The 19,683-nt window shown below is 59.9% G+C and carries 19 protein-coding genes and 1 tRNA gene; 6 read left to right on the top strand and 14 right to left on the bottom strand.

Going from position 1 to position 19,683, the window contains the following annotated elements; genetic code table 11:
- Nucleotides 1-8: 8 nt before the first annotated feature.
- From cysK to coaBC, 3 genes are all read right to left on the bottom strand, one after another.
- Nucleotides 9-1,010, bottom strand: a complete 1,002-nt coding sequence (gene cysK / locus HYP802_RS0101980; RefSeq protein ID WP_013950346.1) for a cysteine synthase A — start codon at nt 1,008-1,010, stop codon at nt 9-11.
- Between the two features lie 151 nt (nt 1,011-1,161).
- Nucleotides 1,162-1,713 (bottom strand): dUTP diphosphatase, encoded by a 552-nt coding sequence (gene dut / locus HYP802_RS0101975; protein ID WP_013950345.1) that lies wholly within the window; start codon nt 1,711-1,713, stop codon nt 1,162-1,164.
- Nucleotides 1,710-2,945, bottom strand: coding sequence for a bifunctional phosphopantothenoylcysteine decarboxylase/phosphopantothenate--cysteine ligase CoaBC (gene coaBC, locus HYP802_RS0101970; RefSeq protein ID WP_024275035.1), 1,236 nt, complete (start codon nt 2,943-2,945; stop codon nt 1,710-1,712). Before coaBC ends, dut begins: the two co-directional genes overlap by 4 nt.
- Before the next feature lie 679 nt (nt 2,946-3,624).
- Between coaBC and HYP802_RS0101965 the strand changes: the two genes are divergently transcribed.
- Both HYP802_RS0101965 and glpD read left to right on the top strand, forming a co-directional pair.
- Nucleotides 3,625-5,556, top strand: a complete 1,932-nt coding sequence (locus HYP802_RS0101965) for a sodium/substrate symporter small subunit (protein ID WP_013950343.1) — start codon at nt 3,625-3,627, stop codon at nt 5,554-5,556.
- 77 nt (nt 5,557-5,633) lie between these two features.
- Nucleotides 5,634-7,136 carry a glycerol-3-phosphate dehydrogenase gene (glpD, locus tag HYP802_RS0101960; protein ID WP_024275034.1) on the top strand — a complete coding sequence of 501 codons (1,503 nt, stop codon included), beginning with the start codon at nt 5,634-5,636 and terminating at the stop codon, nt 7,134-7,136.
- A 10-nt stretch (nt 7,137-7,146) separates the two neighbouring features.
- On the opposite strand, the gene HYP802_RS0101955 is transcribed toward glpD, so the two are convergent.
- The 3 genes from HYP802_RS0101955 to HYP802_RS0101945 all read right to left on the bottom strand — a co-directional run bounded on the left by HYP802_RS0101955 (nt 7,147) and on the right by HYP802_RS0101945 (nt 9,590).
- On the bottom strand, nt 7,147-7,671 hold the full coding sequence (locus tag HYP802_RS0101955) for a hypothetical protein (RefSeq protein ID WP_013950341.1): 525 nt from the start codon (nt 7,669-7,671) through the stop codon (nt 7,147-7,149).
- A 330-nt stretch (nt 7,672-8,001) separates the two neighbouring features.
- Nucleotides 8,002-9,186, bottom strand: coding sequence for a HAMP domain-containing sensor histidine kinase (locus HYP802_RS0101950; protein ID WP_024275033.1), 1,185 nt, complete (start codon nt 9,184-9,186; stop codon nt 8,002-8,004).
- Nucleotides 9,187-9,395: 209 nt separating this feature from the next.
- Nucleotides 9,396-9,590 carry a hypothetical protein gene (locus HYP802_RS0101945; RefSeq protein ID WP_013950339.1) on the bottom strand — a complete coding sequence of 65 codons (195 nt, stop codon included), beginning with the start codon at nt 9,588-9,590 and terminating at the stop codon, nt 9,396-9,398.
- Between the two features lie 314 nt (nt 9,591-9,904).
- Here HYP802_RS0101945 and HYP802_RS0101940 point away from each other — a divergent pair.
- From HYP802_RS0101940 to HYP802_RS0101930, 3 genes are all read left to right on the top strand, one after another.
- A tRNA-His gene (locus HYP802_RS0101940) sits at nt 9,905-9,981 on the top strand.
- Nucleotides 9,982-10,377: 396 nt separating this feature from the next.
- Nucleotides 10,378-10,995, top strand: coding sequence for a hypothetical protein (locus tag HYP802_RS0101935; protein WP_024275032.1), 618 nt, complete (start codon nt 10,378-10,380; stop codon nt 10,993-10,995).
- Between the two features lie 346 nt (nt 10,996-11,341).
- Nucleotides 11,342-11,533, top strand: coding sequence for a hypothetical protein (locus tag HYP802_RS0101930; RefSeq protein ID WP_024275031.1), 192 nt, complete (start codon nt 11,342-11,344; stop codon nt 11,531-11,533).
- A 21-nt stretch (nt 11,534-11,554) separates the two neighbouring features.
- On the opposite strand, the gene HYP802_RS21990 is transcribed toward HYP802_RS0101930, so the two are convergent.
- The 8 genes from HYP802_RS21990 to cyoA form a co-directional block, all read right to left on the bottom strand.
- Complete coding sequence (locus tag HYP802_RS21990; RefSeq protein WP_024275030.1) at nt 11,555-11,977, bottom strand: hypothetical protein; 423 nt, start codon at nt 11,975-11,977, stop codon at nt 11,555-11,557.
- 58 nt (nt 11,978-12,035) lie between these two features.
- Nucleotides 12,036-12,572, bottom strand: a complete 537-nt coding sequence (locus HYP802_RS0101920) for a response regulator transcription factor (protein ID WP_013950333.1) — start codon at nt 12,570-12,572, stop codon at nt 12,036-12,038.
- Between the two features lie 2 nt (nt 12,573-12,574).
- Nucleotides 12,575-13,903 (bottom strand): ATP-binding protein, encoded by a 1,329-nt coding sequence (locus HYP802_RS0101915; RefSeq protein ID WP_013950332.1) that lies wholly within the window; start codon nt 13,901-13,903, stop codon nt 12,575-12,577.
- A 31-nt stretch (nt 13,904-13,934) separates the two neighbouring features.
- Entirely contained in the window at nt 13,935-14,624 is a 690-nt protein-coding gene (locus tag HYP802_RS0101910; protein ID WP_155831296.1) for an SURF1 family protein, read from the bottom strand.
- Nucleotides 14,625-14,782: 158 nt separating this feature from the next.
- Complete coding sequence (cyoD, locus tag HYP802_RS0101905) at nt 14,783-15,199, bottom strand: cytochrome o ubiquinol oxidase subunit IV (RefSeq protein WP_024275029.1); 417 nt, start codon at nt 15,197-15,199, stop codon at nt 14,783-14,785.
- Nucleotides 15,196-15,837 carry a cytochrome o ubiquinol oxidase subunit III gene (gene cyoC / locus HYP802_RS0101900; RefSeq protein WP_024275028.1) on the bottom strand — a complete coding sequence of 214 codons (642 nt, stop codon included), beginning with the start codon at nt 15,835-15,837 and terminating at the stop codon, nt 15,196-15,198. Before cyoC ends, cyoD begins: the two co-directional genes overlap by 4 nt.
- A 12-nt stretch (nt 15,838-15,849) precedes the next feature.
- Entirely contained in the window at nt 15,850-17,856 is a 2,007-nt protein-coding gene (gene cyoB / locus HYP802_RS0101895; protein WP_024275027.1) for a cytochrome o ubiquinol oxidase subunit I, read from the bottom strand.
- Between the two features lie 34 nt (nt 17,857-17,890).
- The gene (gene cyoA, locus HYP802_RS0101890; protein ID WP_013950327.1) at nt 17,891-19,039 is read right to left on the bottom strand and encodes a ubiquinol oxidase subunit II; all 1,149 of its coding nucleotides are present in this window, start codon (nt 19,037-19,039) and stop codon (nt 17,891-17,893) included.
- A gap of 290 nt (nt 19,040-19,329) precedes the next feature.
- On the opposite strand from cyoA, the gene HYP802_RS23445 reads away from it, so the two are divergent.
- Nucleotides 19,330-19,656: a hypothetical protein gene (locus HYP802_RS23445; protein ID WP_013950325.1), complete on the top strand. Its 327-nt coding sequence runs from the start codon at nt 19,330-19,332 to the stop codon at nt 19,654-19,656.
- The last annotated feature ends 27 nt before the right edge of the window (nt 19,657-19,683 follow it).

Genomic DNA, 19,683 nt, shown 5'->3' with positions numbered 1-19,683 from the left:
TTGCGCGTTTAGCTCCGCGGCTGCGGATCGACGAACAGCTCGCTGGAATAATACCGCTCCGCCGACGACGGCGCGAATGTCACGATCGTTTTGCCTGCGAATTCCGGCCGCTCGGCAACCGTGATCGCGGCGGCAACGTTGGCACCCGTCGAGATGCCGCCCGGAATGCCTTCCACCTTCGCGACCATGCGCGACACATCGAATGCCGTCTCGCTCGACACCGTCACGACTTCATCGATCAGGCCTTTATCGAGAATGCTCGGAATGAAACCGGCGCCGATGCCCTGGATCTTGTGCGGACCGCGCGGCTGCCCGGACAGTATCGCACTCGTCGACGGCTCGACGGCGATGACCTTGAGGCCTGGAATGCGCTTCTTCAGCGCCCGACCGACACCGGTCAGCGTGCCGCCTGTGCCGACGCCAACCACGAGCGCGTCGACCTTGCCGTTGGTGTCGTTGTAGATTTCTTCCGCCGTCGTCTTTTCGTGAACGAGCGGGTTCGCCGGGTTATCGAATTGACCCGGAATGACCGCGTCCGGCAGCGTCTTCGCAAGCTCTTCCGCGCGCGTGACCGCCGCCGGCATGCCGCCCGGTCCAGGCGTCAATTCAAGCTCAGCGCCGAGATGCGCCAGAATTTTTCTGCGCTCGATCGACATCGTCTCTGGCATGACGAGGATGAGGCGATATCCGCGCGCCGCTGCAACGAACGCGAGACCTATACCCGTGTTGCCCGATGTCGGCTCGATCAGAACGGTCTTACCCGGCTTGATGCGGCCTTCCGCTTCGAGCACGTCGATCATCGCCACGCCAATACGATCCTTGACCGACGACAGCGGATTGAAAAATTCGAGCTTCAGCAGAATGTCTGCCTTGAGCTTCGCAGCCTCTTGGATTTTCGAAAGACGCACGAGCGGCGTATGACCGATGGTCTCGGTGATGCTGTCATAGACGCGGCCGCGCCCCCAGCTCTTTGTGGCGTCCAGTGTCTTGATCTCAAGCGTCTCTGTCATGGCCTGTCTCGGTTTGAGAAGTCTCGGGTTGCGTTGGCGCGTGTCTGCACCGACTACATCTGAATGTAGGGTCGTTTCTCGCAGGTTCGAGCACCGCTCTCAAGAGGCGATGCATAGTCGTAGGCGCCGATAAGCATTGCATTTTTTATGCTTACGACGAGCGTCCCCGCTTTTGAGAGCCGGATTTTGTTTGCGCCGCCTCCCCGTCGTCGGAAACGGATTTCTCCTTGCGGGACTTCGGTTGGGATGCCGCCTCACCTACGCCCGTCGAGCCGAAACCGCCGGCACCTCTTTTCGTCTTCGAAAGCTTTTTGACCTCACGCAATTTTACGCGGGCAACGGGCGCGATAACCATTTGCGCGATGCGCTCGCCCCTAGTCACGACGAACGGCTCTTTGCCGAGATTGATCAAAATGACTGCGACTTCGCCGCGATAGTCGGCGTCGATCGTACCGGGACTATTGAGAACCGTCACGCCATGCTTGATGGCAAGACCGGAACGCGGTCTCACCTGAGCTTCCATCTTCTTCGGAATCTCGAAGATCAATCCCGTCGGAATGAGCACGCGTGCGCCCGGCAGGATCGTTACCGTCGTATCGGGAGCGACCGCCGCCACAAGATCGAAACCGGCCGCGTCGGGTGTTTGATAATCGGGAAGCGGAAGACCGTCGGCGTGCGGCAGCCGCTTGATTTTCACTTTCATTCTGCAGCCGTCCGCTTGCTGTGAAGCTCTCCGGCCGCACGCTCCATGAGCTTTCGCGCCACCTTGGCTTTGCTCATCTCCGGCCAACTCTCGACGCCGCTCGCCGTTATCACATGCACGGTATTGTTCTCTCCTCCCATCACGCCGGACGACGGCGAAACATTATTTGCAACGATCCAGTCCGCACGCTTTGTCTTCAGTTTTTTTTGCCCGTGCGCCAGCACGTCCTGCGTCTCGGCCGCAAAGCCAATGACGAGCGATGGCCGCATCTGACCGGATTGAGCAATCGTTTTCAGAATGTCGGGGTTTTCCGACAGCGTCAGCATCGGCGCGCTTTTGCCTTCGGCCTTTTTGATCTTTTCCGTTTGCGGCCGGTCGACACGCCAATCGGCAACGGCTGCTGCAAACACGGCGATATCGGCAGGAAGCGCCGCGCGCACCGCCGCAAGCATTTCATCAGCCGTCTTGATTCGCACGACCGTGACATCGCGCGGCTCAGGCAAGGACACGGGCCCGGTAATCAGCGTTACGCGGGCGCCAAGTTCGCGCGCGGCCGCCGCGAGTTCAAAACCCTGCTTGCCGGATGACCGGTTCGCCAGATAGCGGATCGGATCGATAGGCTCGTGCGTCGGCCCACTTGTAATAACGACGTGCCGCCCTGCGAGCGGACCAACGGTATCCGTGTGCGATTCAAGCACACTCTCGATGGCTTCAATGAGCTGCGGAACCTCGACGAGACGGCCAGGGCCAGCTTCGCCGCTCTCCGCCATCTCGCCAACAGCCGGTCCGACGAAGCGAATGCCGTCTTCTTTGAGTTGCGCCACGTTTCGTCGCGTCGCCAGATTGAGCCACATCGCTGGGTTCATCGCTGGCGCGACCAGCACCGGCTTGTCGGCTGCCAGCAGCACCGCCGTCGCGAGATCGTCCGCATGCCCACCTGCCATCCGCGCCATCAGATCCGCTGTTGCGGGCGCGACGACGATCACATCACTATCGCGTGCCAGCCGGATGTGGCCGATCTCGCGCTCCTCATCGAGATCAAAGAGATCCGTCAGCACGCGCTCATTCGTCAGCGCTCCGACCGATAGCGGCGTCACGAAGTGATGCGCGGCCTTGGTCATCACCGCCCGGACGCTGTGGCCGTGCTCCTTGAGCCGGCGGATCAGCTCCAGGCATTTGTAGGCCGCGATCCCGCCGCCGATGATCAGTAGAATGCGTTTGGCCGATGCCACAGCGTTCAATCCATTTCCTGGCCCGTTGTTGGCCGATCAAAACCGAGCTTAGCACGTCCTGGCGTGCGGGGCGTTAAACGGCTCTGAATACCGGTCAGACAGACATTCCTGGACGTCCCAGGAAGCCAGGGGCGGCATAAGTTGCACAGGCTCGACGCCCCCCCTCGACGGCGCCTCACGATGGCGATTTCCACGCTCTGGGAGCAGGCGAAACCCGCCTGTTGCTGCGGCACTCATTTCCTCCCGCTATTTTGCCATAATCGACCAATAACCGAGCGCGGTGCACCCCTCCGAGGCAACAAAATTGACCATCGATTAGGCAGTCACAAAATCGAAATTATTTATGTCGCGCGGTGACTTGACGCAGAAGACACAATGGTACATGGTGCGCCCACTCCGCGATGGTTGGGACCGGTCGCAGGGATAAAAACGAATAAAGGTCCAAGTCTAGGGACGAAACTATTGGGGTGGTTCGCCAGTCGAGCCACCCCAATTCAATTCCGGCCTTCGAACGAACAAAACAAGGGTCGTTCTGGCCCATCATTCCGCCGCCACCGGCATTTTTCTGATCTTAGTTCAGAAGCTCTCATCGGTAATGTTCCCCGCCTTGATCGGAACGCCTTTCTGACGCCAATAGCGCGCGTTCGATGCTAAGCGGGGATGGGAAGAGGTTTTCAGAATGAGTTTGGGGGATATCGCAGGCGCCAGCCGGCCGTCGGGCCGCCTTTTGCTCGCAAGCTTGATGCTATGGCTGATCTTGGCCGTCGCTCTGCCGCTGTGCGCGCTGACGCTCAATCTCTTCCACTTCGCCGGCTTCCCGCTCGGCTTCTGGATCGCAGCCCAGGGCGCCATCATCGGTCTCGTTGCGCTCGTCGCGTTTTACGCTTGGCGCGCGGGCGGCACGTCGGCGCGCGAAGGCATCGGCCCGGCGCTCGTCTTTGCCGGTGAATGCGTCGGCGCAGTCGCGCTGTTGGGCTTCACCGGTTATATCGCGGCCATGGGATATGACGGCTTGGCGCTGCCGCTTGGCATGGTCGCCGGCATCGCGCTTCTCGCCATTCTCGTCGCGCCGCGCTTCGTGCTCTATCCGGTACAATCGATCAGCGGCTTTTTCGCCATCCGCTACGGCAGCAATGTCGTGCGCCGCCTCGCATTCCTGATTGCCTTCGTCGGCTGCGTGCTTTTGCTGGCGGCCGATATCCGCGCCGGATCGCTGGCCTTTCAAAGCTTATCGAACCTGCCGCTGCCGCAGGCGATCCTCGTTCTTACCCTCGCGATCACCGCCATCTGGTTGGCCGGCTCTCTGCTGCCCGGCAAGAAGATCAACGGCATCGGCTTTATCATCATCTGCGGCGGCTTGCTCGCAACGCTGATTGGCCTTGCGCTTTACGCCGACGGCTCGGCCATGCCGCATCTGACGCTCGGGGCCGCCCTGCAAAGTCATGCCAGCATCAGCCAGAAACTGATCATCAATCGCCTCTCGGACTTCCAATCGCTGAAGCCGATGGCGTCGCCATTCCTGCAGCTGTCGATGAAAAACTTCGCCGGGCTGCTGCTGGCAGTCGCGTTCGGCATTGTCGTCGCGCCGCATCTTCTCGGCCGCCACGTCTCGCAATCCTCCGTCGCACCAGGCTCTGCCGTAAAGCGCACCGCCGCTGCACTTTTCGCGGTTGCCATCATCATCGCGAGCTTGCCGCCGCTCGCCATCTATAGCCGCCTCGGCTTCGAACAGGCGATGTCGAAGGGCATCGAGATTGCCGCCATTCCGCAATCGCTGGCAGAAGCCAGCGCGCTCGGCTGGGTGAAGGTCTGCGACCGCAATTCCGAAGCGCCAACCGAACTGACAGCGGCCTGCCAGAAGGCCTCGGGCCAGCGCGGCTTCGTCCGGCTGCAAGACCTTGCGTTTACGACGGACGGCTTCGTCGTCGCCGCACCGAAGATCTCGGGCCTCGATCCTTGGCTACAATACCCACTGCTGATCGGCGCCGTGCTGGCCTCGATCCTTATGGGCAACGCGCTCATCTCCGGCATCGTCGTTGCGGATGGCGAAATCCGCGCGAACCGCGACGCCAACGATCTCGTGAACCTCGATTTCCGCGCCGTGACGGTCGGCGGCACAATGCTTGTGGCAGGTGCGCTCGGCGCACTTTATGCGGCGATGAGCACGGGCCTGCTCGCCGCTGAAGGATTTGCGATCCTCGCCGCAGGGCTCTTCCCCGCCCTCGTTTTAGGCTTACATTGGCGGCACATGAACAAGGTCGGCGCCATCGCTGCGATGCTGGTCGGTATCGCCATCACCGGCATCTACCTTTTCGGCGTCCACGTCTGGCCGGTGGAACTGTTCAGCCTGAGCGGCGGCCTGTCGAACGCCATGCCCGAAGCTGCCGACCGTTTCACAGAGTTGCAAACCGCACTTGCTGCAGCGACGACACCGGAAGCTCAAGCTGCCGCTCGCGCCACGCTCGTCGCCCATGTCACGACCATTGCCAACTGGGGCGGACTGCAACCGGCGGCCATCACGCTGGTTTCGGTACCCGCGGGCTTCATCGCCGGATTGCTCTTCAGCCTGCTGTTCCGCAGCCGCAAAGCCGGCGGCCCGACAGAAAGCTGATCCTTCGCGCTTCTGAGCGAGTCGCCTAGAATCCCGCAACGACCAACGTCGTGGAGCGGGTTCCCCATGGGTTTTGCATGACCGATGAAGTCTACGACTTGCTCGTGATCGGCGGCGGCATCAACGGTGCCGGGATCGCCGCCGACGCCGCGTCACGCGGCCTGTCGGTTCTGTTGGCCGAAGCCGAAGACCTGGCAGGCGCAACGTCGTCAGCAAGCTCCAAGCTGATCCACGGCGGCCTCCGCTACCTCGAACACTTCGAATTTCGCCTTGTCCGAGAAGCGCTCGCCGAACGGGAAGTCCTGCTGGCAAAAGCCCCGCACATCGTCCGTCCGCTGCGTTTCGTGCTGCCGCAAGTCGAAGGCATGCGACCGGCTCTGATGATGCGCGCCGGACTTTTCCTTTACGACCACCTCGCCACGCGCCAGTCGCTCGGCGCCTCGCACGCGATTGATCTGCGGCGCGAACCTGCGGGCAAACCGCTTCAGCCAGAGATCGTGTCTGGCTTCACGTATTGGGATTGCGCCGTCGACGATGCCCGCCTCGTCGTTCTGAATGCGCTCGCCGCCCGCAATGCCGGAGCCCGCATCCTGACGCGCACCGCCGTCACGGCGCTCACAACTGAAAATGATCTATGGATCGCTTCGTTCGGACGCGATGGCCAACGCTGCGCTGCCCGCGCCATCGTCAATGCGGCTGGTCCTTGGGTCGCTGATGTCGCGAAGCTGGCGACGACGACACAACCGCCGGCAAACGCGATTGCCATTCGCCTCGTCAAAGGCAGTCACATCGTCGTCCCGCGCATCACCGGTGCTGATGACGCTTACACGTTCCAAAACGAAGACGGCCGCGTCGTGTTTGCAATACCGTTCGAAGATGATTTCACGCTGATCGGCACGACGGAAGAAAAACTGTCGGGCGATCCACGCCATGCCACGCCGACCCGCGTTGAAGAAACATATCTGCTCGACGTCGCGCGCCGCTTTTTTCGGAATGCTCCAAAACATAGCGACATCGTCTGGAGTTTCGCAGGCGTGCGCCCGCTCGATGACGATGGCGCGCAAAGCGCATCCGCCGTCAGCCGCGATTACCGGCTCGACTTGGAAGCCAAGCAATCGCCGCCAATCCTTCACGTCATCGGCGGCAAGATCACCACCTATCGCAAGCTCGCCGAAGCCGCTCTTAGCGCGCTCCATCCCTACTTCCCGAACATGCCCCGCGGAACGACCGCGACGACGCCATTGCCGGGCGGCGACCTTGGTGGACAATCGTTCGAACAGTGGTTGGCAGACTTCGTCCGAGCGAACAGCGGTTTTGCGCCAACTCGTCTTCGCCGTCTCGCTCGCCGGTACGGCACGCGCGCACAAGACCTCATCGCCGGAGCGCGATCGGAACAAGACCTTGGCGAAGACTTAGGCGGCGGTCTGACAGCCCACGAAATCGCCTATCTCAAATCGGAGGAATGGGCCGTGACCGCGGACGATATTCTTTGGCGGCGCACGAAGGTAGGCCTGCACTTGGCGCTCGGCGAGCGCGCAATGGCCGCCGAACGCATTCAGAACGATCTCGATAAAGCGTAGGCCGCTGTGCTTACATCAACCGCCGGCGCGACGCGCGAAGGCCGCACGTAGCAGGGCAGATCGAATCCGCATCGAGCATCTGGTTGGTCTTGCGCAACGCCGCTGCCAGCGCCTGCGCACCGTTAAGCGTATCGCCGATATCGCCCGAACCGATCAGCGCTTCAGCCGCAGCCGTCAGCGCCTGACGCTCATCATGCTGACACGCAGCGATAATCGAGATCGCGAGGCACTCGTCGCGGCAGAAGCTGCGGCAGCCCGCCGGCGAAATCTCGATGTCGCGCTGCGCGTTGGCTTTGACGGCGCGAACGAACTTCGAAAGGTCGAGCAACAGCGCCTTGGCATTGTCCGGGCCGAGCATGCCCGAAAACGTGTTCCACGCGTCTTCCCAGCATTTGATATCGCCGGTCGACAATCCGGCGAGCCAGCAGCGGAAGCCGACGGCAACCAGCCGCTCAGGTGCACGCGCCGGCAAGGGCACGACCTTCGCCGAACGCGCCGATTGTCCGAGAGAGGAATTGGATGCCGAATTAGCCATTGTGCGAACCCTCCGCCGAGAGGCTCACGAGCGCGGCGACGACGCCGGAGTCGAGACCTGATGAAACGAGTGCTGATGATTGAGAAAGTGCGCAATGAATAGCGCTGGAGAAAAAGTCCATTGTCCGCTCCAATAATCGAGGTTCAAGGCCCCGGTATCGGTTGACGCCAGCAACTGACGAGTGACTGACGCGCGATGTCGCCGATGACATCGTCATCTGAGCTAACGCGACGATAGCGACTCGGTCAACACTTACTAAGTCGCATCGCTCACATTAGAATTTTTATAATTTTCAACTAGCTATGGCGTGCTTCCGACGCCCTCACCGGATCACTTGAAACGGCGTGCGAAGTCGCCGAACAGGATCGTCGCCGCCGTCCCTTTCTGAGGTGCGCTGTCGATCTCGATCTCCGCCCCCATGTCACGCACCAGCGATTCGACGAGCGGCAGTCCGATGCCGTTGCTGCGTGCCCACGCGGGCTTCAATTCGCTGGCCGATATCGATCCCGCCGCCGCACCGATGCCGCTCATTCCGCCACCGGTATCACGGACCGTGAGAAACACGCGCCCATCGTCCAGGTGTCCGGTCGCGACGCGGACATCTCCGCCCTGCGGGGTGAATTTGATCGCGTTGGTCAGCAGATTGAGCAGGATCTGCCGCAGCGCCGTCGGATTGGCGACGACATGCGGGGTACTTCCATCGGAATCGAATGAAAGGTTCAATCCACACGATTCCGCTAGCGCCTTCACGCTCGAAACCGTGCGGTCGACGATGGCATTGAGATCGATTGCAATGAGACGCGACGCGGCCGTCGCAGGCTTGGCGCGTTCTGCAAGCAGCGACGTGATGACGTCGAGGGCGTGCGTTGCGCTTTCGTGAATATCCGCAGCGTAGCTCAAGTAGCGCTGGTTCTTCATCTCGCCGAGCCGTTCGTCGCGCATGATCTCGGCAGCCGCCGCGATCGCCGTCAGCGGCGTCTTGAGCTCGTGCGCGAGCTTGGCGATGGTATCGACGTCCAGCCCGGCGGCTATAGACGCCGCCACCGGCTGGGCCGCGACCGGCGCACTCGCCGGCGTGTCCGGCAGCTTTTCGACCGCGCCGGCCGAAGTGCCCGCACGGCGGGACGGCGGATAGCTATCGTCCGGAGCCTCCACCATCTCGATGTGAAGCAGCAAAACCTTCGAGCCCTTGCCGCCGCGTTGCGCTACCTTGCATTTCACGCGTTTCAGCCGGCCGCTGTTCCAGAACAGCAAGGTCTCCGGCGTCCCCTTGCCGAGGTTCGTTGCCGCCGCAATCTGCCGAAGGCGCGCGACGGCAGGCATCGCCGGATCAAGCGCCATCGGAAAGGTTGCATAAGGGAAAAGCCCGAGCGCAGACCGCCCGCGCTCGTTCGCGGCGAGAATTTCCGCAGCTTCAGTGTCGATGACGACAGCGGGTTGCGCGTCCTGCTCGGCATCGAGCGGCGCTGCATCGTCACGGCCATTCGGGAGTACGGGTTTAGCCGCGACAGCCATCGTGAAAGTTCGCCCGTTCCAAAGGCTTATTCGCAACGCACCACGTCAACGTACGTGATTTGCGGACACCTAGAATGGCGAAACGCACGATTTTCCACTGCCAACCGCGAGACGGGCGCGAGCGCCTCGCTGCACCGCGGGTGGAATCACATCAACCGATTGAACGAAAACGCAGAATGACAATCTAGGCGCGCACCAACCTCGTCGGTTTACGCAGCCTTGGTCAGAATGGCCTCGCGGAGCTTCTCCGGGTCGCGTTCGCCGCGATCGGCCAGGTCGTAGAGTTTCTCGATAATGTCCTCATCTGGAATATTGAGCGACATCTGGTGTGCTTCGTCGATGATGCTTTTCAGCAATTGCTGAAGCTCATCGAGCTCTTCCGAGCTGTAATGACAAAGGGTCATGATTTTCCGTTTTCCCCCGAAAACAGTCCCTACGGTTTCCCCACTAGCGCACTATACTCCCGTCGGGGGAGCGAGTTCCATGCGTTCATGCAAAGTTAATATTCAATCGTGTAGGCCCCCCGAAAATTCGGGGCGGACCGCAGAAAGAGCGATAAGTCGCCCTTGACCCTCGCCCCAGCCTGTGATGGAACCAGCGCTCGCCGAGCGTACCTCCGGGCCGCTCGACAATCGGGGATCTCCGGCGCGACGGATGAGGCGTTTGCAGATGCACTGCGCCAGCCAACCGCGCTAAAGTTACCCTGAAAACGGCTTGTGCCGCCTTAGCTCAGTTGGTTAGAGCGCTAGATTGTGGATCTAGAGGTCCCCGGTTCAACTCTGGGAGGCGGTACCATCCAAATTAACAGGCTAGCTCTTTCCTAGCGCCTTTGATTTCGCTGTCGTCCCCCCAATGCCTAGCACCTTCCTAACATCGTTACGGTGTTCGGGCTCCTCGTCCTACGCTTCGCTGCGGACGACCCAACTGAAGAAATAGCCGCTGTATCTTGCGCTCCGATTTGAGTTGCAGAGCGAATCGTGCGAACTAATCGGGCGGGTACGGGATCATCCTGTTTGCAGGGCCGGGGCATCCTCAGACTTAGAGAGATACCCGATGAAAGCTCTACTTAGACGTCTACGGATCAGGTTTATTATTCACTTGTCCGTTAAGAGCCATTAACGACCAAAGGGGTGCCGAGAGGTGCCCCTTATTTTTAGGATTTCGATTTCACAATATTCGCTGAGCGAACAAATGTTCGATGGCATCTATTCGTATCTGCCTAACTTAGGGTGGCTCTTCGATGGGTCAGAACATACCCTTAGACTTTGGGAAGTATCCGGCGTTTGGGTTTCATCCCTAGCAACTATTGCAGCTGTTGTTGCTGCGCTGTGGTTAGGATTGCGAGGAGAAAAGATCTCCCTCGCGGTGAGCGCCAATGTAATGGTGCTGGTGGGTCTACCAGGAAAACAACCTGAGTACTTAGTCGTCAAAATAATCAATAAGGCAATCCGACCTGTAAGAGTCACCATGATAGGATGGACAGCCGGATATTTTCGGTGGGGACGCGCCAAGAAGAAATTTTTCTATCAGACACTGGGCAACACGGGTTACGACAGCAAGCTGCCCGCAGAACTCAGAGATGGAGATGAGGCGGTTTATTATCTCGATCCAAAATTGATAAGCCAGCAGCTAGCAAAAGACTTGCCGAACTCTGCATATCGTCGGACGTTGAGAATTGTCGTTTACCCGAGTCACGGCAGGCCATTCAGCGCCCGTCCCTCTCAAAGCTTTCTAGATATGATTGAGCCTCCGGCTGATGAGAAACAACAAGCAGGCCCATTTTCTTTCCTTAAATTCAAAAGGTCATAATGGTTCAGTCCTGGCCCGATTCCGGGTTTTAGGCGAATATCACGTCAGGAGAGCGTAGCAACGTGTAGGGGTAAAACCCCTGATCCCCTTAAGGGAGACGTTTGTAGAAAAGAAGGAAATTACCCTACACCTTTTTCCTTTTATCTCTCAAAGAAGCCCCTTCCGACGAAATACCCCACATTTCAAGACGCCTGTAGAATTTGCCGTATCTAAACGGCGGGCTCAGGCATTCACTCATTTACCTATATAGCTCTTATGGGAGATTTGAGGGATCGTAGGAAGGGGTGCTCGCTACGCTCGCCCCACTCCTTGATCCTATATTATCCCCTTACTTTGCAGGACCAGCATGACCTCCGACAACACGCCCGAGCCGAAACCCAAGCATGACCTGACCTCGCGCCGCGCGTGGCTGCTCGCCATCTATATTTTCGTTCTCGTCGTCCTTGTGCGGCTCTACTGGCCGGGCTGGCCATTTCCCGACAAGCCGCATCCCGCACCCCAGGCTCCCGTCTCCGGCCCGCAAATCCCGCAGAACTAAACGCGCTATGAAGGCCTCGCTTTAGTCCTGGCTCGGCGCCTCGCTGGGCAGCGGAAGATTGGAGTCCGGATCGGCGCTCGGCCCGGTGAGCACATTGATGTTATCGTCAACCGTCATGCCGTCGGCCTGATCCTGTTCGTCATCGGATTGCTGATCGCTCTGCGCGTCGTCCGCCGGCAGTGCCATCGGATCTTCATGCTTCGTCGCATAGGCCTGACAGCCCGCAATGAAGTCCGCGGAATTTCCTCCGCATTCCGAGGGATCGTCGATGCCGAGTTCCTTGCCCCAGGCATAACCGGCGTCCCGGCTCACACAATCGACATCGCACGGCGGCGTCCGATGCGCTTCTTTCGTTTCTGCAAAGCCGACAGCAATAAGCAGCGTCAATCCCATCACTCCGACAAACGTCGTCGACTGATGAATGGAAACCGAACCGCTGCGCATGATGCCAAACCCCTCCGCTTGCTGACGTTAAGCTAGCAGAACAGGATTACGGCGACAGCTATTTTACGCGCCGCTTTTCAAGCTTCCGCGCCAGCGTCCGGCGGTGCATGCCAAGCCTCCGCGCCGCCTCGGAAATATTGAAATTCGTCTCAACCAGGATCTGGTGAATGTGCTCCCACTCGACGGTCTTGATCGACGTCGGGCGTTCCGTGAGCGCAACACCGGGATCGCCTTGGGCGCGCTCGAACGCATCCTCGATATCGTCCGTACTCGACGGTTTCACGAGGTAATGCCGCGCGCCGAGCTTGATCGCTTCAACCGCGGTGGCGATGCTCGCAAAGCCCGTGAGCACGACGATAACGGTCGAGGGATCATGCGCATGCAGGGCTTCGACGCATGTCAAACCGGAAGCGCCAGCAAGCTTCAGATCGACGACGGCAAAGCCCGGCGTGCGGACCTGCAGGATGTCGTGAAGTTGCTCGGGGCCTTCGGCGTGATCAACCTTGTACCCGCGCCGCTCGAACGAACGCTTGAGCGTCGCGGCGAAAGACGCATCGTCTTCGACGATCACCAGCGTTGGGTTGGCATCATCCATGTCTAGCGGGCTCCAAGGGCAAGGGCCGAAAGCGGCAGCTTGAGCGTCACGGACGCACCGCCTTCGGGGCGGTTGGCCGCTATGACGCTGCCGCCGAGTTTGCGGACCACATTCACAACCAGAAACAATCCAAGCCCGCCGCCCGGCTTCCCCTTGCTCGATTGATAGGGCTTTCCGAATTGCGCGAGCATTTGCGGCGCAAATCCCGGACCGCGGTCCAGCACGCGCAGAATAAGCATGTCACCATCACGCGAAATCGAAACGCCGACCCAGTCGGGCGACGAATCGTATGCGTTGTCCAGCACGTTGAAGATGATCTGCTTCAGCGTCGAATCGGAAACGATCGACAGATCGGCACCGAACGCGTTGTTATAATCGAGATAGTTTGGAGTTCGCGCTTCCCGCCACTCGTTGATCAGAGCATTAAAGAAGGTCGTCACCGTGGTCACGCTCGGGGCTTCGCCGCGTGCCTCACCGGCCGACAGCAGCACGCCCGTCAGGATCGATTTGCAGCGCTTCACGGCTGCTTGCATTTCATCGACTTCCTGCAACAGCTCGGGATTGCCCGTGATGACCGGCATCCGACGCCAATCGCCGAGAATGACCGACAGCGATGCCAATGGCGTACCAAGTTCATGCGCAGCACCCGACGCCAAAAGCCCCATGCGCACGATATGATCCTCTTCGGCGGCATGCTGCTTCAGCGCTGCAAGGCGCGCATCGCGCTCCCTGAGATTGCGCGTAATGCGCGTGACAAACACGAACAGCAACGCCGCATCGACCGCGAAACAGACCAGCATGCCGATAACATGTAGCGTGAAGAGGTTGATCTCTCCGGCCGGAATTTCAAGCGGACGATAAAACCGCGTAAGCAAAAGGAAGCTCGCGCACGTCGCGGCCAGCACCACCGACGTCAGCCGCACATTGAGCAGCACCGCTGCCAGCGTAACCTGAAGAAGATAAAGGAAGGCAAACGGGTTCATCGCCCCGCCGCTGAGATAGAGCTGTGCCGTCAGACCGGCGACGTCGAGTAGCAGCGCAACGAGCAAACCCATGGCGCCGACGTCACGCCCGCGCCGCAGCCACCAGAGGCTTGCAAGATTGAGAACCACCAACGACGATGCAACGAGGCCCATCGGCACGAGCGGAAGATTGACCCCAAGGACGGTCCAGACGAACACAATCGTCGCCACCTGGCCCGCAACCGCGATCCAGCGAAGCTGGACCAACAGCAGCATGTTTTCCACGCCAATGGCATCGGCTCCATTGGCAGGCGATGCCGCGAGTTCGTCGCTCTGAAAAGGGAACTGGAGGTCACTGAACTTCGACATACCGGGCGCACAGACTAGGGATCAGAGGACCTCAATCCGGAGCCGCACCGCCGGCCCCCTGCGGCGTTTGCCGGATGCGAATCTCTTCGCGCAGGAACCGGACGAAGGCAGCCGCGAGCATCAGCGCCAGCGCAAACCACGTCAACGCGTAAACGAGGTGATTGTTCGGGAATTTGATCACCGTCAGACCACCGACCGGATAGCCGCCCGGATTGGGTGTTGCATCGGCGTCGATGAAGTAAGGCGCATAATTGTCGAGGCCGCGCTTGATCGCGATGGCGTCAACGTCGCGGGAATACCAGCGATCGGCCGAGATATCGTTGCCGCGCAGAAATGCGCCCTTCGGCTCCGTCATGCGCAGTAAACCCGTAACGGTTACGTTGCCGTCGATCTCTCCCGCAAGCCGCGTCTCACGCTCCTTCTTTTCGGTCGGTACGAAACCGCGATTGACGAGCACTTCGAAACCTGTCGCGGTCTTGAGCGGCGTCAACACCCAATAGCCACCGCCCTCGTCGGTGACGGCCATGACGAGCGTCTCGCGATCATGAAGAAAGTGGCCGGAAACCGTGACGCGTCGATACTCGTCGTTATTGGCGGTGATCGAAGGCCAATCGGCCGGACCCGGCGCGGGCACCGGAGTTGCGTGAACCCGGCTCTCGACGCGGGAAATCAAATCGAGCTTCCAAGCTCGCCGCTCAACCTGCCAAATGCCAAGCCACATGAGACCGGCAACACCGAGCAGCGCCACGAGGCTGATGACTGCCAGCGAAGACAGCGAACGAGGTGTGCGCGCCGAGTCGCGACCCGGCGCATCCGCATTGAACTCCGTTGCGCCCGAGGGCGCCGCTTCTCGTCCCCCGCGCCCGCCGGCGTCGGATGTCACGGCAGTTGGCTCGGATCCATCGGCATCATGTTGGTCGTCAGGTGATACATCACCCACAGCGAGCCGGTCAGCGTGATGACGACCATGACGACCGTGAAGATCAGCGCCATCAGCGTCCAACCGCCCTCCGAACTCGGCGACATGTGCAGGAAGTAGATCATGTGGACGACGATCTGGACCGCACCGATAGCCAGGATCGAGATGGCCGTCGCTTCCTTGCTTCCGAGCGCGCCCGACATCACGAGCCAGAACGGAATGGCCGTCAGGACGACGGAAAGAACGAAGCCCGTCAGATAGCCGCTGAGCGTCGACTCGGGATGGCCGCTGCCATGCCCGTGATCGTCATGACCGCCGCCAGGAGCAATATGCCCATGCGCGGCATGTCCGTGATTGGCGTGCGCGTCCGTGCTCATCGCAGCACTCCCATAAGATAAACGAAGGTGAAAACGCCGATCCAGACGACGTCGAGGAAGTGCCAGAACATGCTGAGGCATAGGATGCGGCGCTTGTTCGGCTCATTCAGGCCGAACCTCGTCACCTGAACCATCAGCGTGATCATCCAGATGATGCCGAACGTCACGTGCAGGCCGTGCGTGCCGACGAGCGTGAAGAACGACGAGAGGAATGCGCTTCTCTGAGGCGTCGCGCCTTCGAGGATCATGTGCGTGAATTCAAACAGCTCGATGCCGATGAACGCGGCGCCGAACGCCATCGTGATCGCCAGCCACATCAGCATGCCCTGCTTGCGGTTCTTCTGCATCTCAAGCACAGCAAAGCCATACGTGATCGACGAGAACAGCAGCATCGACGTGTTGACTGCCACCAGAGGCAGGTCGAACAAATCTTTCGGCGACGGCCCGGCTGCAAAATTGCCGCCAAGCACACCGTAAGTCGCGAACAGCACCGCAAAGATGAGACAGTCGCTCATCAGGTAGAGCCAGAAGCCCAGCTGGGTGCTGCCACCGTCACCGTGCTCGTGCTCATCGGCCACGTAGAAGGGGCGCGTTTCCTTTGCCTCTCCGGCCCCGGACGCCGACGCACTTGCCGTCATTGTCGTCATCGCTCAGGCCCCCACCGATTGAAGGAGCTGAGTGCGCTCGCTCTCGGTTTCAACGATCTGCTGCGTCGGAATGTTGAAGCTCCGATTGTAGTTGAAGGTATGATCAATCGCGGTCGCCAGTAGCGCAACGAAGCCAACGGCGGCCAGCCACCAGATGTACCAGATCAAAGCGAAACCGGTGATGAAGCTAAGACCGGCGAGAATGACACCGGCTCCGGTGTTCCTCGGCATATGGATTGGCTTGAAGCCTCCCATCGGCCGCTTATAGCCGTGCTCCTTCATGTCCCACCACGCATCGTGATCGTAGACGACCGGCGTAAAGGCGAAATTGTAGACCGGCGGCGGCGATGACGTCGACCATTCGAGCGTCCGTGCATTCCAGGGATCGCCGGTGAGGTCGCGCAGCTTCTCGCGGTTCTTGATGCTGACGGCGAGCTGGATGAGGAACGAACCGATACCGAGTGCGATCAGGAACGCACCGAACGCCGCGATGACGAAGTAGATCTGCAGCGACGGGTCGTCGAACACGCGCAGGCGGCGGGTCACACCCATCAGGCCAAGAACGTAGAGCGGCATGAAGGCGAGGTAGAAGCCCGAGACCCAGAACCAGAACGACATCTTGCCCCAGAACGGATCGAGCTTGAAACCGGTGACCTTCGGGAACCAGTACGCGATGCCCGCAAAGCAGCCGAACACGACGCCACCAATGATCACGTTATGGAAATGCGCGATCAGGAAGAGACTGTTGTGAAGCACGAAGTCCGCCGGCGGAACTGCGAGCAGGACGCCCGTCATGCCGCCGATCACGAACGTCAGCATGAACGCGACGGTCCACATCATCGGCAGCTCGAAGCGAATCCGGCCGCGATACATCGTGAACAGCCAGTTGAAGAGTTTCGCACCCGTCGGGATCGAGATGATCATCGTCGTGATGCCGAAGAACGAGTTGACGCTAGCGCCCGAGCCCATCGTGAAGAAGTGATGCAGCCAGACGAGGTACGACAGGATCGTGATACAGACCGTGGCGTAGACCATCGACGTGTAGCCAAAGAGGCGCTTGCCCGAGAACGTCGCGGTCACCTCGGAGAACACGCCGAACACCGGCAGCACGAGAATGTAAACTTCGGGATGGCCCCAGATCCAGATGAGGTTCACGTACATCATCGGGTTGCCGCCGAAGTCGTTCGTGAAGAAATTCGTGCCGACGTACCGGTCGAGAGAGAGCAGGGCCAGCACACCCGTCAGAACGGGGAAGGCCGCCACGATCAGAACGTTGGTGCAAAGCGCGGTCCAGGTGAAGACCGGCATCTTCATCATCGTCATACCGGGGCAACGCATCTTCACGATCGTCGCGATCAGGTTGACGCCCGATAGAAGCGTTCCGACGCCGGCTATCTGCAGCGCCCATATGTAGTAATCGACCCCGACATCTGGACTGTAGGCGTAGTTCGAAAGCGGCGGATAGGCGAGCCACCCGGTCCGCGCGAACTCACCGACGAACAGCGACGCCATGACAAGCACGCCGCCCGAAACCGTCATCCAGAAGCTGAAGTTGTTGAGGAACGGGAAGGCGACGTCGCGCGCGCCGATCTGCAGCGGCACGACATAGTTCATCAAACCCGTGACCAGCGGCATCGCCACGAAGAAGATCATGATCACGCCATGCGCCGTGAAGATCTGGTCGAAGTGGTGCGCCGGCAGATAGCCCTCGTTGCCATTGAAGGCGATGGCCTGCTGCGCGCGCATCATGATGGCGTCGGCGAAGCCGCGAAGCAGCATCACCAGGCCGAGCACGATATACATGACGCCGATCCGCTTGTGATCGACGCTCGTGAACCATTCGTGCCAGAGGTAGCCCCACAGCCTGTAGTAGGTGATGGCGCCCAGAACCACCGCACCGCCGATAGCGACGCCGATGAACGTCATCACCAAAATCGGCTCGTGATAGGGAATAGATTCGAGCGTCAACCGCCCGAATATCGCTTTCTGAAGGTCAAAGTTTTCGAACATCTCTGGAAACTATCCCGGTCAGGAGCCCGACGGCTCAGGAATTTGATGGCTTTCGCGCAAACGATTGGAACATGCCCGGCTGCGGCAGCCCGGCCCCGACGAGCGGCGTCGAGCTGACAGGCGTGACTGCGGCAGCAGCCTGCGCATCCATGCCCATCGGCGCCGTCTTCGTGCACACGCTTGCGACGTACGACTTCTTCACGACCGGCCCATCGCCGCGACGTGCATACTTGTCGTACTCGAGAGACTGCACGATGTTGTTGCCCGCGAGCCCAAGCCCGCCCTTGGCGTCGATGGCTGCCATTTCGTGCATGCACATTTTGCCGGGCTGGACGCACATGTTGACGATCAGATCGAAGAGCTGCGGATCGACGCTCGAGAATTTCTTGACGGGCACAGCTTCGCTGGGACGCTCAAGATCAAGATACTCGGTCCGGCCAAGCTTGCCGGTCTGCGATGCCTTGACGTCCGACACCCACTTGTCGAAGCCGGCATCGTCCATTGCCAGAAAGTCGAACCGCATCTCCGAAAAGCCGTTGCCGCTATAGTTCGAAGAGAAGCCCTTATAGGTGCCCGCCTTGTTGATCACCGCGTGCAGCTGGGTCTGCATGCCCGGCATCGCGTAAATCATGCCGGCCAACGCCGGAACGTAGAACGCATTCATCACCGACGACGCAGAAATTTTGAAATTGAGCGGCCGGTCGACGGGAGCCGCCATTTCATTCACGGTCGCGATGCCCTGTTCTGGATAGATGAACAGCCACTTCCAATCGAGCGCGACGACCTGAACGGTAAGCGGCTTTGCGGTGGCCGAGATTTCCTTGTCCGGGCCGGTGCGGTTGAGCGGGCGCCACGGATCAAGCATGTGCGTCGCCATCCACGTTACGGCGCCAAGGCAGATGATGATCAGAAGCGGTGCCGACCAGATGATCAGCTCAAGATGGGTCGAATGCGACCAGTTCGGCTCATATCGCGCGTTCGTGTTCGAGGCTCGATAATGCCAGGCAAACCACGCCGTGAGTGCCATGACCGGAACGATGATCAAGAGCATCAGAACGGTCGAGATAATCACGAGATCGCGCTGCTGGATGGCAATATCGCCGGCGGGATTGAGCACGATTGCGTTGCAGCCGCCCAGAAGGGCAAGAAACGGCAACAGAGCGAATATATAAAAACGTTTCAAGGCAGGTCGCGTCCTATCGACAGAGCTTCCCCTGATCTCCCGCTAAACGCGCACAGGTTGAAGCAAAATTGGACAATTTGCCCAACGCCAGTTGGCCGCAGGACATCCGCGGCCTGGGTAACACACCTAGATATAGCTTTCAGTGACGATCGAACCGGTGTTGAGAACTCGGCAAAACTACACCTGATTTGAACGAAATTTGCCATCCAATTTGTCGCTCGGAGGCGCCGTGCCCAAAAATGCCGAACCGAGCCACCCCCGCTCGAGAGGCACGAGGACGCTCCGATCGCATGGCGCCACTTGCGTCCGGGGGTTCTGATGACGATCCCCTTAGATCCCAAAACCGCGCAAGAGCTGATCAAGGCTGCGATGCGTCAGAAACATGCTCCGGGAAATACGATGTCTTCGCCTGGCAGGTCGGCCCGGACCTGCACGCAATTCCGGTCGCCTGGAAGTCCTTCACCAAGAGGTCCGTTGCGCTTGAGGCCATGACGCTGAGCGATGGCAACGAAATTCAAACCAACGCCGCGCCTTTGCCAAACGGCGTCGGCAGCAAGGCAGCCCGCTATGTCGGCTCGTTCCGGATCGACAAACGGACAGGAGAGGACCAACCCTGACGGGAAACAACCGACGGACAGCGCTGC

It is taken from the genome of Hyphomicrobium sp. 802 (assembly GCF_000526135.1).
In the GTDB taxonomy this organism is placed as follows: domain Bacteria; phylum Pseudomonadota; class Alphaproteobacteria; order Rhizobiales; family Hyphomicrobiaceae; genus Hyphomicrobium_B.
Note: the sequence above shows the minus strand (reverse complement) of the source record. Positions and strands in the feature narration are given on the sequence as shown.

Coding starts and splice junctions, on each gene's coding strand:
- HYP802_RS23445 (WP_013950325.1), top strand. CDS start 19,330: ATGGCGCCACTTGCGTCCGGGGGTTCTGATGACGATCCCCTTAGATCC.
- HYP802_RS21990 (WP_024275030.1), bottom strand. CDS start 11,977: ATGCGCAGCGGTTCGGTTTCCATTCATCAGTCGACGACGTTTGTCGGA.
- HYP802_RS0101955 (WP_013950341.1), bottom strand. CDS start 7,671: ATGGCTAATTCGGCATCCAATTCCTCTCTCGGACAATCGGCGCGTTCG.
- cysK (WP_013950346.1), bottom strand. CDS start 1,010: ATGACAGAGACGCTTGAGATCAAGACACTGGACGCCACAAAGAGCTGG.
- HYP802_RS0101930 (WP_024275031.1), top strand. CDS start 11,342: ATGACCTCCGACAACACGCCCGAGCCGAAACCCAAGCATGACCTGACC.
- cyoC (WP_024275028.1), bottom strand. CDS start 15,837: ATGACGGCAAGTGCGTCGGCGTCCGGGGCCGGAGAGGCAAAGGAAACG.
- dut (WP_013950345.1), bottom strand. CDS start 1,713: ATGAAAGTGAAAATCAAGCGGCTGCCGCACGCCGACGGTCTTCCGCTT.
- HYP802_RS0101915 (WP_013950332.1), bottom strand. CDS start 13,903: ATGTCGAAGTTCAGTGACCTCCAGTTCCCTTTTCAGAGCGACGAACTC.
- HYP802_RS0101920 (WP_013950333.1), bottom strand. CDS start 12,572: ATGGATGATGCCAACCCAACGCTGGTGATCGTCGAAGACGATGCGTCT.
- glpD (WP_024275034.1), top strand. CDS start 5,634: ATGACCGATGAAGTCTACGACTTGCTCGTGATCGGCGGCGGCATCAAC.
- HYP802_RS0101965 (WP_013950343.1), top strand. CDS start 3,625: ATGAGTTTGGGGGATATCGCAGGCGCCAGCCGGCCGTCGGGCCGCCTT.
- cyoB (WP_024275027.1), bottom strand. CDS start 17,856: ATGTTCGAAAACTTTGACCTTCAGAAAGCGATATTCGGGCGGTTGACG.
- HYP802_RS0101945 (WP_013950339.1), bottom strand. CDS start 9,590: ATGACCCTTTGTCATTACAGCTCGGAAGAGCTCGATGAGCTTCAGCAA.
- HYP802_RS0101910 (WP_155831296.1), bottom strand. CDS start 14,624: ATGTGGCTTGGCATTTGGCAGGTTGAGCGGCGAGCTTGGAAGCTCGAT.
- cyoD (WP_024275029.1), bottom strand. CDS start 15,199: ATGAGCACGGACGCGCACGCCAATCACGGACATGCCGCGCATGGGCAT.
- HYP802_RS0101950 (WP_024275033.1), bottom strand. CDS start 9,186: ATGGCTGTCGCGGCTAAACCCGTACTCCCGAATGGCCGTGACGATGCA.
- HYP802_RS0101935 (WP_024275032.1), top strand. CDS start 10,378: ATGTTCGATGGCATCTATTCGTATCTGCCTAACTTAGGGTGGCTCTTC.